General features: G+C 30.3%; 15 protein-coding genes and 1 pseudogene. 7 read left to right on the top strand and 9 right to left on the bottom strand.

The genetic code is table 11. From position 1 onward, the window contains the following. Nucleotides 1-7: 7 nt before the first annotated feature. Nucleotides 8-490: an OsmC family protein gene (locus AC0L4B_RS02860; protein WP_473438463.1), complete on the bottom strand. Its 483-nt coding sequence runs from the start codon at nt 488-490 to the stop codon at nt 8-10. A gap of 89 nt (nt 491-579) precedes the next feature. On the opposite strand from AC0L4B_RS02860, the gene AC0L4B_RS02855 reads away from it, so the two are divergent. Continuing rightward, nucleotides 580-1,035 carry a DinB family protein gene (locus tag AC0L4B_RS02855; protein WP_473438462.1) on the top strand — a complete coding sequence of 152 codons (456 nt, stop codon included), beginning with the start codon at nt 580-582 and terminating at the stop codon, nt 1,033-1,035. Here AC0L4B_RS02855 and AC0L4B_RS02850 read toward each other — a convergent pair. Next, entirely contained in the window at nt 1,032-1,769 is a 738-nt protein-coding gene (locus tag AC0L4B_RS02850; protein WP_473438461.1) for a PdaC/SigV domain-containing protein, read from the bottom strand. The two genes, AC0L4B_RS02855 and AC0L4B_RS02850, sit on opposite strands and share 4 nt — an antisense overlap. A 73-nt stretch (nt 1,770-1,842) precedes the next feature. Here AC0L4B_RS02850 and AC0L4B_RS02845 point away from each other — a divergent pair, with 73 nt between their 5' ends. Next, entirely contained in the window at nt 1,843-2,982 is a 1,140-nt protein-coding gene (locus AC0L4B_RS02845; protein ID WP_473438460.1) for a cystathionine gamma-synthase, read from the top strand. 68 nt (nt 2,983-3,050) lie between these two features. Here the strand turns inward: AC0L4B_RS02845 and AC0L4B_RS02840 are convergent, their stop codons facing one another. Continuing rightward, nucleotides 3,051-3,851 carry a THC0290_0291 family protein gene (locus AC0L4B_RS02840; RefSeq protein WP_473438459.1) on the bottom strand — a complete coding sequence of 267 codons (801 nt, stop codon included), beginning with the start codon at nt 3,849-3,851 and terminating at the stop codon, nt 3,051-3,053. 225 nt (nt 3,852-4,076) lie between these two features. Between AC0L4B_RS02840 and gdhA the strand changes: the two genes are divergently transcribed. Beyond that, nucleotides 4,077-5,420 (top strand): NADP-specific glutamate dehydrogenase, encoded by a 1,344-nt coding sequence (gene gdhA, locus AC0L4B_RS02835; protein ID WP_054852470.1) that lies wholly within the window; start codon nt 4,077-4,079, stop codon nt 5,418-5,420. A 46-nt stretch (nt 5,421-5,466) separates the two neighbouring features. On the opposite strand, the gene AC0L4B_RS02830 is transcribed toward gdhA, so the two are convergent. From AC0L4B_RS02830 to AC0L4B_RS02815, 4 genes and pseudogenes are all read right to left on the bottom strand, one after another. After that, nucleotides 5,467-5,790, bottom strand: coding sequence for a hypothetical protein (locus AC0L4B_RS02830; protein ID WP_473438458.1), 324 nt, complete (start codon nt 5,788-5,790; stop codon nt 5,467-5,469). A 21-nt stretch (nt 5,791-5,811) separates the two neighbouring features. Beyond that, nucleotides 5,812-6,162: pseudogene (locus AC0L4B_RS02825) on the bottom strand (alginate O-acetyltransferase AlgX-related protein); the annotation flags it as partial. Further along, the gene (locus AC0L4B_RS02820; RefSeq protein WP_473438457.1) at nt 6,158-6,505 is read right to left on the bottom strand and encodes a hypothetical protein; all 348 of its coding nucleotides are present in this window, start codon (nt 6,503-6,505) and stop codon (nt 6,158-6,160) included. The gene AC0L4B_RS02820 and the pseudogene AC0L4B_RS02825, both read right to left, overlap by 5 nt. Nucleotides 6,506-6,764: 259 nt before the next feature. Further along, nucleotides 6,765-7,979 (bottom strand): MBOAT family O-acyltransferase, encoded by a 1,215-nt coding sequence (locus tag AC0L4B_RS02815; protein WP_473438456.1) that lies wholly within the window; start codon nt 7,977-7,979, stop codon nt 6,765-6,767. A gap of 83 nt (nt 7,980-8,062) precedes the next feature. On the opposite strand from AC0L4B_RS02815, the gene porZ reads away from it, so the two are divergent. From porZ to AC0L4B_RS02795, 4 genes are all read left to right on the top strand, one after another. Beyond that, on the top strand, nt 8,063-10,426 hold the full coding sequence (porZ, locus tag AC0L4B_RS02810; RefSeq protein ID WP_473438455.1) for a type IX secretion system anionic LPS delivery protein PorZ: 2,364 nt from the start codon (nt 8,063-8,065) through the stop codon (nt 10,424-10,426). Continuing rightward, nucleotides 10,426-11,148: a DNA repair protein RecO gene (recO, locus tag AC0L4B_RS02805; RefSeq protein WP_473438454.1), complete on the top strand. Its 723-nt coding sequence runs from the start codon at nt 10,426-10,428 to the stop codon at nt 11,146-11,148. The genes porZ and recO overlap by 1 nt, the downstream gene beginning before the upstream one ends. Before the next feature lie 4 nt (nt 11,149-11,152). Further along, the gene (locus tag AC0L4B_RS02800; RefSeq protein WP_473438453.1) at nt 11,153-13,558 is read left to right on the top strand and encodes a TonB-dependent receptor; all 2,406 of its coding nucleotides are present in this window, start codon (nt 11,153-11,155) and stop codon (nt 13,556-13,558) included. 130 nt (nt 13,559-13,688) lie between these two features. Next, a complete protein-coding gene (locus tag AC0L4B_RS02795) occupies nt 13,689-14,051 on the top strand; it encodes a regulatory protein RecX (protein ID WP_473438452.1) in 363 nt (120 codons plus the stop codon). Between the two features lie 60 nt (nt 14,052-14,111). On the opposite strand, the gene AC0L4B_RS02790 is transcribed toward AC0L4B_RS02795, so the two are convergent. Both AC0L4B_RS02790 and AC0L4B_RS02785 read right to left on the bottom strand, forming a co-directional pair. After that, nucleotides 14,112-14,606, bottom strand: a complete 495-nt coding sequence (locus AC0L4B_RS02790; RefSeq protein ID WP_473438451.1) for a DUF6646 family protein — start codon at nt 14,604-14,606, stop codon at nt 14,112-14,114. A gap of 13 nt (nt 14,607-14,619) precedes the next feature. Then, nucleotides 14,620-15,483, bottom strand: coding sequence for a cupin-like domain-containing protein (locus AC0L4B_RS02785; protein ID WP_028607599.1), 864 nt, complete (start codon nt 15,481-15,483; stop codon nt 14,620-14,622). Nucleotides 15,484-15,497: the final 14 nt, after the last annotated feature.

Here is a 15,497-nt window from a genome sequence, read left to right as displayed (position 1 = left end):
TTAAAAACTATGTTTGGCTTGGCGAAGCTTCCGCGAAAGCGTTATGTGTTACTGGAAAATTGCATGATCTAGCTATAAAACACATTTGATTTGCTTGATGATGTAGTTGATTGGCTTTATCTACCATGTTTTGATCTTTGACTTGTACTTTTGGGTTTAATGTAACTTTGGTAAATTGTCCACTTCCGTTGGTGTTTTCTTGCATTATGCCTTCTGGTTGGTCTTGATAATTGGTAACAACAATATGGTTGGTTGCACATAGGTGTAAATACCATAACATATGACAGGAGGCAATGGATGCTAGTAAAAGTTCTTCTGGGTTATATCTTGAGGGATCACCCAAAAACGTTGGATCTGCACTAGCCAATATAGTTTGACTTTTTTGGTCGTGATTAATGGTGTGGTTACGATTATATGCTTTGTAGTTGGTGGTGCCTTGACCTAGATTACCTGTCCAGTTTAGGGTTGTTTTATAGTGGTGTGTTTTCATGTTAATTATATTTGGTTACAAGTTAATTATTGAAAACTTATTTTTTTGAAGATTTTTAATTTACTTACTTTTGACAAAAACAGAATATTATGGACTTTACTTTTGATGTTGCAATTAAAAACAGAATGTTATTTAAGCATTTTTTAGAAAACTTTACTTTAGATCAGTTAAATAAAGTGCCTGAAGGATTTAGTAATAATATGTTTTGGAATATTGCACATACAATTGTAACACAACAGTTATTGGTTTATAAATTATCTGATGTGCCAATGCTTGTAAGTGATGCTTTGGTTGAAACTTACAGAAAAGGAACTAAAACAGAAAGACCAGTAACACAAGCTGAAGTGGATGAGGTTAAAGGGTTATTGTTTTCTACTATCGAAACCACAAAAGTGGATTATAATAATAACGTGTTTAAAACTTACACGGAATATACAGTGTCTACAAAAAGTACGTTAACTTGTGTAGATGATGCGTTGGTTTTTAATAATTTTCATGAAGGTATACATTTAGGGTATATCCTTGCGCTTAAAAAGTATGTTTAATAATTTAAATACTGATTGACAACAGTATAAGGTATAGTAAATTCTACTAGTTGCTTGGTAAAGTTACCAAGTTCAAAATTATCATATACTATAATGACTCCGTCTTCATTAAAACCAATAGTTTCGGGTAGTTTAAAATTATCTGTAGTATTGTTAACACTGGTGTAAGTGGTAAGTAGCTCTTTATCGTAATATTTTTTTACTAAAGCCTTAAACGCTTTCATGTTATTGACCATATCTTTGGTTGTCAGTGATTTTCCGTTGGATACATCAAAGTTAAAAAACTTAAATTTTAAACTGCTATTTGCTGCTCCTGTAGTAATACTACCATTCATGGAAATAGAAACTAATGCTTCGTTTTGGTAAGATACTTCACCATCTATCAAAGCTTCCCATTTTGGAAACTTAGTATCAAAATCGGCTAATAATGTTTCATTAAAATTAACATAGGCAGCATTAAAAGCGTCAATACTTTCATTGATTGTAGTCGATTTATTTTTGGCACTATCAATATTTAAAACATCACATGCAAAATTAGTTAATGTGATGTTTATATTTTTTGCAGTTTTTGATTTTCCGTTTGCTTTTGGAATAATAACCTCGACAAAAGTTTCTTTTTCTTTTGTGATTTCGGTTTCAGAGAAACTCAATTTTTCATCTTTATCACAAGATAAAGTGATTAATAAACAAGTGATTACAGTAAATACTGTTATTTTAGATGTAGTGTTAAACATAGACTAAAGGTTGGGTTCTAGTTTGAATACAACGAAGTAAAAACTATTTTTGTTGTTAACAAAAGTTTTGAACATGAAATTTAACACAAAAACGATTCATGGTGGTCAAAAACCAGATCCTGCTTATGGAGCTGTCATGCCACCAATTTACCAGACATCCACTTATGCGCAGACGACTCCAGGAGGACATAAAGGTTTTGAATACTCTAGATCTCATAATCCTACACGTCAAGCTTTAGAAAATGCTTTTGCGAGTTTAGAAAATGGATCTTATGGTTTAGCTTTTGGTTCTGGATTGGCAGCTATTGATGCTGTTTTAAAATTATTAAAATCTGGAGATGAGGTTATTTCTACCAATGATTTGTATGGTGGAACTTACAGATTGTTTACAAAAATATTTGAAAATTTCGGTATCAAATTTCATTTTGTAGGTATGAATCAAGCTAGTAATATAGAGCAATACATTAATAAAAATACAAAGTTGATATGGGTAGAAACACCAACTAACCCGATGATGAATATTATTGATATCTCTGCAACTGCTAAAATTGCCAAAAAGCATGATGTGCTTTTGGCTGTAGATAATACTTTTGCAACACCTTATTTACAGCAACCTTTAGATTTGGGTGCAGATATAATCATGCATTCAGCTACAAAATATCTAGGTGGTCATAGTGATTTAGTTATGGGAGCTCTAGTTGTAAAAGACAAAGCATTAGCAGATAGGCTGTATTTTATACAAAATGCAAGTGGCGCAATTTGTGGACCACAAGATGCTTTTTTAGCGTTAAGAGGTATAAAAACTTTACATGTAAGAATGCAACGTCATTGTGAAAATGCTAAGGCTGTAGCCGAATTTTTAAACACTCATCCTAAAATTGAAACTGTTTATTGGCCAGGTTTTGATCATCATCCAAATCATGATATAGCTAAGACACAAATGAAAGGTTTTGGAGGTATGTTAAGTTTTGTTACTAAAGGAAACGATTATAAAGAGGCTATTAATATAATTGAGAAGCTTAAGGTGTTTACTCTTGCAGAGTCCTTAGGTGGAATAGAATCTTTATGTGGTCATCCAGCCAGTATGACTCATGCTAGTATACCTAAATCAGAGAGAGAGAAAGTTGGTGTTGTTGATAGCTTAATTAGATTAAGTGTAGGTATTGAAGATGAAGCTGATTTAATAAATGATCTTAAGCAAGCTTTAGCCTAAGCATTATGTTATAAAAATAAAAAAGCTCAAGTTATTAACTTGAGCTTTTTTATGGGTTTAATTATATTTTAATCTAAGTAGTAAATATAACCAACGTTTAGCCAAACTAACCAATCATTATTTTTGTTACTGCTAAGTTGGTGGTCTAAGCCATCAATTAAATCGTTAAAATAATATTGACCACGTAAATCTAACATTAAATCAGATATAGCATTTAATTTATATCTAACACCAACACTAGAAACTATAGACCATGTAGAGCCAGATTCTGGGTTTACAGATCCAGGTTGCCAAGGAGAATAAAAATTATTGCTATCTAAAACATTTCCAACATCATTTGTTCCGTTATCATAATTAGTGTAAACTTTTGGATTATATGAAACGTAATGTGCACCTAAACTCACAAAAGGAGCAAGCTTATATCCATAAGCTTGAAAAGATCTAATACTTAAAGGGTAAAACTCTAACTGCATACCAATGTCAAAATTATTAGCTTCACCAGTATGACTTCTTAGTTTTTCAGATTCTTCACTAGTTTTTGAGTCCTCAACCCATTCACCAAAATGACTTAATTTTGTTTTATTAAATGAAATTTCTGTACGTAATTTAAAATGATCATTAAAATAATTATCAGTAGTATAGCAATTACAATTTGCTTGATATGAAAAATTAATGTAGTGTACTAAACCAATTCCAAAACCAGTATTTCCTGAGTTTGTTTCGAAATCAGTACGTACTCCAAAATCAGATTTAAATGCCACAGGACCAGTAATAACACCTATCTCATGAGAGAACCCTAACTGAGAAAATGCATTGCTTGTACATAATAAAATAATTACAGCTAGAATTAATTGTTTATAGTTAAACATAATTAGGCATATTTTTAAGAGCTATTTATTCAACAAATATATGAAATCACGACTAACATACAAATTTTACAGATAAAACGCAGTAATTAATTTTTAATTTTTTATTTATTTCGGTATCAACTATATCGATTGCGAAAATCAAAAAAATAGGTGTAATATTAAAGATAATGTATCTTTGTATTACTTTTTTACAAATAGTATAACAACATTGTAATTATTTACATAATGAAAAATAAAATTGAAGCATTTTTAGACTTAGTAAAGGAAAAAAATAGTCACGAACCAGAGTTTTTACAAGCAGTTCATGAGGTTGCAGAAACTGTAATTCCTTTTATAGAAGACAATCCTAAATATCAAGGTAAGATGTTATTAGAGCGTATGGTGGAGCCAGAGCGCACTATAATTTTTAGAGTGCCTTGGATTGATGATGAAGGTAATACTCAGGTTAATAGAGCCTTTAGAGTTGAGTTTAACTCGGCAATTGGACCATATAAAGGTGGATTACGTTTTCATCCATCTGTAAATCTTAGTATTTTAAAATTCTTAGGGTTTGAGCAGGTGTTTAAAAACTCTTTAACAACTTTACCAATGGGTGGAGGAAAAGGAGGAAGTGATTTTAATCCAAAAGGAAAAAGTGATAACGAAGTTATGCGTTTTTGCCAATCTTTTATGAGTGAATTATTTCGTCATATTGGAGCAAATACTGATGTGCCAGCTGGTGATATTGGTGTTGGAGGAAGAGAAATTGGTTACATGTTTGGTCAATATAAACGATTAAGAAACGAGTTTACTGGTGTATTAACTGGTAAAGGAGCTTCTTATGGTGGATCATTAATAAGACCAGAAGCGACAGGTTACGGTACTGTGTATTTTGCTAAAAATATGTTAGCAACAAAAGGAGATTCTTTTTCTGGTAAAACAGTTGTGATTTCTGGATCAGGAAATGTAGCACAATATGCTTGTGAAAAAGCAACACAATTAGGTGCTAAAGTTTTAACAATGTCAGATTCTTCAGGATACATACATGATGCTGATGGTATTGATGCTGATAAGTTAGCTCACGTAATGGAACTTAAAAATGTACAACGTGCTAGAATTAGTGAATACGTTACTAAGTATCCAAATGCAACTTTTCATAAAGGTGAAAGACCTTGGAGTGTTAATTGTGATATTGCATTACCATGTGCTACACAAAATGAATTAGATAAATCTGAAGCAGAAGCTTTAGTGAAAAATAATGTAATTGCTGTAGCAGAAGGCGCTAACATGCCAACAACTCCTGAAGCTATTGAAGTTTTACAACAAGCTAAAGTATTATTCTCTCCTGGTAAAGCATCTAATGCTGGAGGAGTAGCAACTTCTGGTTTAGAAATGAGTCAAAACTCGTTGCGTTACAATTGGACTAGAGAAGAAGTTGATGCTAAGCTTAATCAGATTATGGATGATATTCATGCGTCTTGTGTACAATACGGAACACAAAAAGATGGATATGTAGATTACGTAAAAGGGGCTAACGTTGCAGGATTTGTTAAAGTTGCAGATGCTATGCTTGCACAAGGTGTTGTGTAATTTTAAAATATAAATAATTTAAAAACACCCTTAATCTTTTAAAAGATTAAGGGTGTTTTATTAATAAAGGTTTTGTTATGTAGGGAAGGTTACGTTCTACAATTTCATAAATAACAATATCAGGTTTGTAATCTTTGATAAGTGTAGTGGATATTTGGTTGTAATTTTTTATATATTTAGTTTGATTAAAACTAGTGTTAAAAAACGGAATCCATGCATCACTAAAAGAATCTCTACTCATAAGTAACTTTAATTTTTTATTAGGATTACAATACGTTAAATCATCATATTTTGATGATATAGTATCGACTTTACTTGAGTTTTTTTCATTTAAATCAAAAACCTTTTCTTTTCTATTGATATTAATCATTTTTGATAAATGATTAACAGGTTTAATTGAGCTACCTACAGTGAAGTCTTTTATAAACACTTGATCTATAATATTAGTTTTATTAATGGTTTTTATAACTTCTTGATACGCATAAAACGCTCCTAAATTATTCCAATGAGAGTCAGTTTTATGATATAGTTTCTGTTCTTTTTTATGACTTAATAGTGTTTGGTGTAAATCAATATAATTAATGTTATTAACTTCAAATTCTTTTTTAATTTGATTATAAAACGTGTTGCTGTTAGATAGTTTATAAGGCAGATGCTCTTTGTAAATACTATGTTTATTTGGTGCTACAGTTACATAAAACTCGATGTTGTTTTCTTTTAAATATTCAGAAAGAGTTTTAATGTTTTTTATAACTTGTAGGATTTGTTTTTTTATATTGGGATTCGAAGGTGTTAGTTAAGACTTGTTTGTATGAATCTCCTAAATAGTACCAATTATCATGTCCAATTATCACTTTGTTAGGTAATGGGTTTTCGTTTAAAATATCAGATTTAAAGTTGAGGTATTGATTAACAAATGTTCTTTTTAATCCATAATTGCCTAAATAATAACTTTTGTAATTTTTTAATGTTAACCCAATGTTTTTTAAATTGATTTTTGGAGGTGTTTCAAATTGAGTGTTTTCATTATTAGTGATGCTTTTTTCTATTCCCAAAAACATAACAATATTAGGTGCTGTAAGCATTATTAAAAATGTGGCGATAAATAATTTATATTTTAATTTTTTCAACTGTATCATATCTAAAATTTAAAATATATAAATGGGTTGTATGCATTAGTTGCTATATAATAGTAACATAACCAAAGCATAGCTAATAACATTAATGATTTTGTTATGACATAGGATTGGTAAATAACACTGCTTTTATTTTGTTTATTAAAAAAGCAAACTATTTTCTTGTCTATGGACGTTGATAAAATCAAACCAATAATTAAGGCCAATACTACTTCTGTTGTAAAATAAAAATTAAAATAGTCGTAGTTGGTTTCGCTGTTAAAGCTAAAAGTTTTTCTAAAAAGTAAGTTGCTTGTTCAAGTGTTTCACTTCTAAAAAACACCCAACCAAAAAGAATAACCAATAATGTGTAACAATGCGCAATAGCTGAATGAGTTTGTTTTAATAAGTTAGTAAAACCAAGTCTTTCGATAATTAAAAATAAACCATGCCATAATCCCCAAATTAGAAAGGTCCAATTGGCTCCATGCCATAATCCTGTTAATGTAAATACAATTAATAAATTAATATAAGTTCTAGTCTTGGTTTTTCTATTTCCGCCTAACGGTATGTACAAATAATCTTTAAACCATCTAGATAAAGTCATATGCCAACGTCTCCAAAATGATTTTATAGATTTAGAAATATATGGATAGTTAAAATTTTCTGGAAAAGCAAAGCCAAACATTAGTCCTAAGCCAATTGCCATATCAGAATATCCAGAAAAATCAAAATAAATTTGTAGTGCATAGCAAATTAAACCTAACCAAGCAACAAGCATAGACAACTCTGCATTAGGTAAATTAAAAGCTGCATCTGCAAAAAAGGCACAATTGTTTGCTATTAGCATTTTTTTTGATAGTCCGATTATAAAGCGTTTGCACCCTTTATAAAATTGATGTGTGCCTAAATTTTTATTTTTAAGATTGTCTTTAATATCTGTATACCTAACTATAGGTCCTGCAATTAATTGTGGAAACATCGTTATATAGCAAGCAAAATCTATAAAGTTATTATTAGCTTTAATTTTTCCTTGGTACACATCTAAAGTGTAGGACATTGTTTGAAAAGTAAAAAAACTTATTCCAATTGGTAATATAACTTCAATTGTTGAAAACGAAATATTAAACGTACTATTTAATAATAATGAAGCATTATAAGTTATAAAGTAAGCGTATTTAAAATATAAAAGAATTCCTAAATTAAAAAATAAAGAGGTATAAAGGCCTGTTTTTTTATACCCATTTTTAATTAATAAGCCTGCAGAATAATCTACAGAAGCTGAAATTAAAAGCAGTAAAACTAAGTTTTTTTCTCCCCAAGTATAAAAAGCTAAGCTAAATATTAGGAGGACTAAATTCTTAAGATTTTTAGGTGCTAGATAATAGAAGCATAATGCAATTGGCAGAAATAAAAATAAAAAAATAGGGTCTGTAAATAGCATATTGTTTACTAAAAAGCTAACTTAAAATACAATAATAATCAGTAATTTTGGTTTTTGATTAATATAGCTTAAAAAATATAATAATGCGCATTTTAAAGATAGTCTTATGTTTGTTGGTATTTGCTAATACTACAGCTAATTTTGCGCAAGATTTTACAGCTGATTGGACTGGTCATTACAGTTATCTAGATATAAAGGATGTCACTAAATCACAAGAAAAATTATATGTAGCAGCAACAAATGCAGTGTTTACATATGATTTCAATTCTAGAGAAATACATACAATATCCACTATTAATGGTTTGTCAGGAGATGATATTACAAGCGTTTTATATATTGAGGATAAATCAATTTTATTAATTGGTTATGACAACGGTTTGATTCAGGTTTATGATGAAATTGATAATTCTGTTTTTAGTGTTGTTGATATATTAGAAAAACAAACCATACCTGCTGCTAGTAAAGTAATTAATCAATTTTCTAGATTTGAAGATGTTGTTTATATATCAACAGGTTTTGGTATTTCAGTCTATGACATTAATCAATTAGAATTTGGTGACACCTATTACATTGGTACTAATAATACTCAGATTAATGTCAATCAAACAACTGTTTTTAATGGATTTATTCATGCAGCTTCTTCACAAGGTATGTATAAAGGAGAGTTAACAAATCCTAATTTGATTGATGCTGTAGAGTGGCAAAATATTAACGCAAATAATTGGGTTGGTATACAAAAAGTACAAGATTATTTATATGCAGCTTCAAGTAATAATAAAATATATGAAGTTGTAAATAATAACTTTATAGAAAAAACAACTATCCAAGGTGCTATGTCAGATTTTAAATCTGTTGATAATCATTTAGTAATTACTGCTACAAATCTTGTGAAAGTATATAGTAATGATTTTAATGAAGTGTATAGTACATTAGTTGATGCTTCAGAATTCTCTAATTTAAATACAGCATTAATTGCTAATCAAAATGAAGTTTTTATTGGTACCAAAGCTATTGTAAATTCTGGTAATGCTGGATTAGGTATTTTAAAAACATCTTATTTTGATCAAGATATTTATGAAGAAATTCATCCTAGTGGTCCATTAAAAAACAGATTTTTTCAGATTAATATTAACGGTAATCATCTTTGGGGAACGCATGGAGGTCACAATGCTATTTTAAACTTTGAAATTGAAGACTATAGACGTATAGGACTTAGTTATTTTAATTCTGAAGAATGGAATAATATTCCTTACAAAACCTTTAATGAGTCAGTTGCTAATCCATTTTTTTTAACAGGAATTGAAATTAATCCATTTAATATAAATCAAGTCTATGTGACTTCTTATAATTCAGGATTAATAGAATTAACTAACAGAGAAATAACTAATTATTTTAATCAAGATAACAGTACTTTATCCCCATTTTACGCAAATTTTTATTTGACCTCTAAAGCTATTTTTAATGAAGATGGTGAACTTTGGGTTGTGAATGGAAGAGTAGATAAGCCTCTAAACATTTACTCAAATAATCAATGGTCTTCTTTTAGTTTTGAGGATGTAATTCCTGATCCTTTTGATGAAAATGGTTTTTTTGACACTGTGTTTGATGACTCAGATAACCTTTTTTTAGGAACCCATCGTTTTGGAGTCATAGGGTTAAATAAAAATGGTAATAACATTACCTTTAATCACCTTTCGGAAGAGGAAGAAGGTATGCCTTCTCCATCCGTAAAAACTCTTACAATAGACAATAATGGACAACTTTGGCTTGGTACAGATAAAGGGTTGAGAATTGTCTACAATACTGACCAATTTGTAAATGGAGACGCAGAGGTGGATAACATTGTAGTTTTGGATGATGGTGTAGCTAGAGAGCTTTTGTTTCAGCAATACATAACAGATATAGAAGTTGATGGATCTAATAATAAATGGATTGCAACATTAGATACAGGTTTGTACTATTTTTCGTCAGATGGACAAGAGACTATTTTTCATTTTACAAAAGATAACTCTCCTTTGCCAACTAATGATATTCTGGACGTAGATATTGATGATGTCAATGGTATTGTGTATATAGCAACAGACAAAGGTATGGTATCTTACAAATCGGAAGCTTCAAAACCTCAAACAACCCTAGAAAACGCTTATGTTTACCCAAACCCTGTAAGGCCAAATTTTAATATTATAAATGATAAAGTTAAAATTAGAGACTTGTCGGAAAATGTAAATATTAAAATATTAGATATTGAAGGTAATCTAGTGGCTGAAGCCGAAACAAATACAAACTCAAGATTTAAAGGGTATAATTTAGAAATTGATGGAGGAACAGCACTATGGAATGGTAAAAACCTTGGCGGAAACATTGTCGCTTCAGGAGTATACTTAATAATGCTAAACGATTTAGATACTTTTGAAACTAAAGTGCTAAAAGTAATGGTTGTTAGATAATGTTAACACCAACAAATGCAATTGTACTCTCAAAGTTAAGGTTTAAAGATAACGACCTGATAGTAAAATGCTATACCCAAAAGCAAGGTGTGGTTAGCTATTTATTAAAAGGAGTTTTAGCCTCTAAAAAAAGTAATAAAAAGGTGGCGTATTTTCAGCCATTATCTCAATTACAATTAATTACAGACTATAAGCCTAACCGTTCTTTACAATATATAAAAGATATAAAAACAGATTTTTTATATAGTTCATTACATACAAATATTTTAAAAAGTGCTATAGTTATGTTTCTTGCCGAAGTATTGTCAAATGCACTTCAAGAAGAAGAGCAAAATGATCCTTTATATAGCTACTTGCAAGCCACTTTGCAATGGTTAGATGCCAATGATGATTATGCCAATTTTCATTTATTATTTCTATTAGAACTTACTAAATATTTGGGATTTTACCCAGATCAAACAAACATAGAAATTGCAACGTCGTTTAATTTACAAGACGGAGATTTTCAAGAGATAAGTATTTCAAAATATAATGTAACTGGTCAAAATTTAACACTCTTAAAACAATTGTTAGGTACAACATTTGATGAGTTACATACTATAAAAGTTAATGCTAAGCAAAGACAATCTTTTTTAACACTTGTATTAGTCTATTTTGAGTTACATTTAGGCAATTTTAAAAAGCCAAAATCTTTACAAATCCTTAATGACGTATTTAATTAAAAATATGAAATTTACAATAAGCACGTTTATCCTTTTATTTTTCACTATATCCATGTCTTCTCAGACTATTAAAGTGCTTAATAAAACTACTAAACAACCCATTTTTGGTGTTGCTATTTATAATAAAGAACAAACCAAAAGCGAAATCTCTAATCTAAATGGGGAAGCTACTTTAGATAAGTTTTTACCCAATGAAACCATTTATTTTAAGCATATAACTCATCAATTAAAACAGGTCAATAAGGAAGCTGTAAATGGTGTCGTTTATTTGGTAGACAGTCAGCAAGGGTTGGACGAGATTATTATCTCTGCATCTAATTTTGGACAAACAAAAAAAGATATTCCAAAAACAATAAAAACCGTCACTGCTAAAAATATAAGTTTTAACAATCCACAAACAAGTGCAGATTTACTAGAAGCTACAGGACAGGTTTATATGCAAAAAAGTCAATTAGGAGGAGGAAGTCCAATGATTAGAGGGTTTTCGACTAATCGTTTATTAATTACTGTTGATGGAGTGCGTATGAATAACGCTATTTTTAGAGGCGGAAACCTGCAAAATGTTATATCAATAGACCCATTATCTATTCAAAATACCGAAGTTACTTTAGGTGCAGGATCTATTATTTACGGTAGCGATGCTATAGGTGGAGTTATGAGTTTTTATACCAAAAAACCAGAGTTTTCTTTATCTGATACTTTAGATCTTAAAAGTAATGTAATGTTGAGGTATGCGACTGCAAGTCAAGAAAAAACTGCACATTTTGATCTTAATTTAGGCTATAAAAAATGGGCTTTCTTAACTAATGTGAGTTATACAGATTTTGATGATTTAAAAATGGGAAGTCATGGTCCTGATGATTATTTAAGACCAGAATATGTAGTAACCCAAAATAATCAAGATGTCATTATCCAAAACAATGACAGTCGTATTCAAAAATTTACTGGTTATAATCAAATTAATCTAATGCAAAAGGTAAGCTATAAAGCTGCTGATGATTTAGATTTTGGATTGGGTGTTTTCTATACTACAACCTCTGATTATTCAAGGTATGATAGACTTATAAGGTATAGAGGTGAAAATCTGAGGTCAGCCGAGTGGAATTATGGTCCTCAAAAATGGTTTATGACCAATCTTAATGTTGTTAAAAGAAGTAGTCAAGCGACTTTTTATGATAATATAAAAACAACATTTGCTTATCAAAATTTTCAAGAAAGTAGAATGGATAGAGATTTTCAGGATAATGAAAGAAGTGTTAGAGAAGAGTCTGTAGATGCATTGTCTTTTAATATAGATTTTGAAAAAGCTTTAAGTGAAACATCATTTTTATTTTATGGTCTAGAGTATGTTTATAATACAGTTGGATCTACTGGCTTTACAGAATATATCGATAACAATACAGCACAGCCAACAGTGTCAAGGTATCCTGATGGAGCAACTTGGAGTAGTGCAGCTCTTTATGCAAGTTATAAGTATAAACCAAATCAAAAGTTTGTATTTCAATCAGGTTTGCGCTACAATACTGTGACTCAGAAGGCGGATTTTACAGCTAATAATGTGTATTTAAACTTACCGTTTTCAGAATCTGATAATACGTCTAATGCATTAACAGGTACTGCAGGTGTGACATGGTCACCAAACCAATTATTGCAATGGAAATTTAACCTATCGTCAGCCTTTAGAGCGCCTAATATAGACGATATTGGTAAGGTCTTTGACTCTGAACCTGGATCTGTAGTTGTGCCAAATAATAACCTAGATCCAGAGTATGCTTACAGTGGTGAATTGGGCTTGAAATTAGACTTTGATAAGATTTTTATTTTAGATATGGCAACGTATTATACGTATTTGGATAATGCTTTAGTAAGGCGTGATGGTACATTAAATGGGCAATCGCAAATTATATATGATGGCGAGTTAAGTAATGTGCAATCCTTACAAAATGCTTCTAAATCATGGATTTATGGTTTCGAAATTGGTGCTCAGATTAACTTTTCTAAAGCTTTAAGATTAACTTCTCAGTATAACGTCATTGGAGGAACAGAAGAGACTGATGGGATTGAGTTACCTGTTAGGCATGTCGCTCCAAATTTTGGAAATACGCATTTAATTTGGCAAAAAAATAAGTTTAAAATTGATGGTTTTATTAACTATAATAATGCCTTATCGTTTGAACAGTTAGCTCCTTCTGAGTATGAAAAGGATTATATTTATGCTCTAGATAAAAACGGTAATCCATATGCACCAGCTTGGTATACTTTAAACTTAAGAACGCAATATCAATTAGGTGAAGATGTTACCTTAACAACAGCTCTAGAGAACATTACAGACCAACGATATAAGACGTATTCATCAGGTATTGCTGCACCAGGCAGAAACTTAATAGTATCATTGAAGTATAGTTTATAAATACTAGTTGTTTATTTTTATAACATGAAATCAACCCAATCGTTTTCAGTAGAAGAAGCAAAAAAAGCTTGAGCATTATTGTGCTTATCAAGAGCGTTGTCATCAAGAAGTCAAGCAAAAATTGAAAAATATGAATATGATACCTGAAGCTTCAGATGTCATAATTGTACATCTTTTAGAGCATAAATTTTTAAATGAGACACGTTTTGCTAAATCCTTTGCTAGTGGTAAATTCAGAATTAAAAAATGGGGTAAACGTCGTATTGCACTTGAGTTGAAACGAAAAGAAATTACTAAGTATAATATAGATCAAGCGCTTAACGATATTGATGAGGAGGAATACCTAGAGGTTTTTAATGCTTTAGCAGAAAAAGAAGCTTCGTTAAAAGAAACTGATAATTATAAGAAAAAGAAAAAACTAATAGACTACCTATTGTATAGAGGGTGGGAGAATTATTTAGTTTACGATAAAGCTAATGAGCTTATTTTTTAGACATAAAAAAAGCCTTTCATAACTAAAAAAAGGCTTTTGTTTTATGATGTTTATATCTAATTATAGATTAAATACAGCTCCAATATTTACAGTAAACTGATTGTGTATTTTTTCTGCAGGTGTTAATGCATCAGAATTAAATTTTGCAAACGTTGTCCCAAACTCAGAGAATATACCAAATCCATCAGAGAAAAAGTAACGCATTCCAAAGTGTCCACCAAAGTTTTTAAGGCTTAAGCTAATTCCTGGGTAGAAATCAAAATTATCGCTAACATTAACAACATTACCTAAATTAGCATTAAAACGACCTTCTAACTCAAAACGATCAGTAAAATCTGCATCTAAACCATTATTTAAGTTTAAAGCATATCCTGTAACCACTCCAACAGATATGTTTTCACCAAGACCATAGTCGTAAGCTAATGTAATACCATTAACGTTATTTTGTAAATTTGCTCCAATTGACAGTTTTTGATCTCCTGTACCATCAAAAGCTTGTGCATTAACTAATCCTGTTGTTAGTATTAATGCTACTAAAAGTAATCCTTTTTTCATCTTTTTTATATACTTAATTTAAATTCTTATTGGTGTTAATTATGGCTTTCTTGTTTTTCCAATCAATCCATTTTTGACCTTTAATGCGACGCATTAAGTTGTCAAAATTACGCATTATAAAAACATTGTATATAGCTTTTGTTAAATTTTTTGGATTTCGTGCTATTGCACGTAAGCTCATTGAAAATCCGGGAGTTATATATCGCATATAATGCCAATAACCTTCTGGCATGTATAAAACCTCACCATGATTTAACTGACACTGCCATCCTTTAGCATTCTTTAAAGCAGGCCATTTGTTAAAATCAGGATTTGAAAAATTTATGTCTTCTCGAGTAATTAAGGCATGTGGTACTTTGTAAAGATGTTTGTTTTGTTTTTGATCAAACAAAATTATTTGTTTTTCACCTTCAAAATGAAAATGAAAAATATTAGCCAAGTCTATGTCATAATGCATAAAGGTATAACTATCACGACCGCCAAAAAACAACATTGGTAATCCCTTCATTAGACGTAATCCAAAGTCAGGAAACTTAAAATCTTTTTGAAGCTGAGGGACTTCTTTTAAAACATTCCACAGAAAAATTCTAAATTTTGTTGGCTCACGCTTAAGTAAATCTACGTAGTCCCTCATTTTCATTGTTGCATGAGGCTGGTTAAACCCATCTTTATAATCTACAGGCCTATCGTCGTATAATGGCACAGTTTTATCACCTGCAACAGCTTTTATATACTCTAAATTCCATTTAGTATATGCTGGCCAATCGGTAATAAATTGTTCTATAACTACAGGTTTTTGTGGCTTAAAATAATTTTTAATAAAATCCTGTTTAGTTATACTTTTTACTCTTGGTATATCTTGTAAGTCTAAACTCAAATTTAAAATTTAAG

This window comes from Olleya sp. NP1-10 (genome assembly GCF_055804415.1).
The sequence above is the reverse complement of the archived record's forward strand: the minus strand, read 5'-3'. Positions and strand labels throughout refer to the sequence as shown.

Coding starts and splice junctions, on each gene's coding strand:
- AC0L4B_RS02855 (WP_473438462.1), top strand. CDS start 580: ATGGACTTTACTTTTGATGTTGCAATTAAAAACAGAATGTTATTTAAG.
- AC0L4B_RS02800 (WP_473438453.1), top strand. CDS start 11,153: ATGAAATTTACAATAAGCACGTTTATCCTTTTATTTTTCACTATATCC.
- AC0L4B_RS02840 (WP_473438459.1), bottom strand. CDS start 3,851: ATGTTTAACTATAAACAATTAATTCTAGCTGTAATTATTTTATTATGT.
- AC0L4B_RS02845 (WP_473438460.1), top strand. CDS start 1,843: ATGAAATTTAACACAAAAACGATTCATGGTGGTCAAAAACCAGATCCT.
- AC0L4B_RS02830 (WP_473438458.1), bottom strand. CDS start 5,790: ATGATTAATATCAATAGAAAAGAAAAGGTTTTTGATTTAAATGAAAAA.
- AC0L4B_RS02815 (WP_473438456.1), bottom strand. CDS start 7,979: ATGCTATTTACAGACCCTATTTTTTTATTTTTATTTCTGCCAATTGCA.
- AC0L4B_RS02820 (WP_473438457.1), bottom strand. CDS start 6,505: ATGCTTACAGCACCTAATATTGTTATGTTTTTGGGAATAGAAAAAAGC.
- porZ (WP_473438455.1), top strand. CDS start 8,063: ATGCGCATTTTAAAGATAGTCTTATGTTTGTTGGTATTTGCTAATACT.
- gdhA (WP_054852470.1), top strand. CDS start 4,077: ATGAAAAATAAAATTGAAGCATTTTTAGACTTAGTAAAGGAAAAAAAT.
- AC0L4B_RS02850 (WP_473438461.1), bottom strand. CDS start 1,769: ATGTTTAACACTACATCTAAAATAACAGTATTTACTGTAATCACTTGT.
- AC0L4B_RS02860 (WP_473438463.1), bottom strand. CDS start 490: ATGAAAACACACCACTATAAAACAACCCTAAACTGGACAGGTAATCTA.
- recO (WP_473438454.1), top strand. CDS start 10,426: ATGTTAACACCAACAAATGCAATTGTACTCTCAAAGTTAAGGTTTAAA.
- AC0L4B_RS02790 (WP_473438451.1), bottom strand. CDS start 14,606: ATGAAAAAAGGATTACTTTTAGTAGCATTAATACTAACAACAGGATTA.
- AC0L4B_RS02795 (WP_473438452.1), top strand. CDS start 13,689: ATGAATATGATACCTGAAGCTTCAGATGTCATAATTGTACATCTTTTA.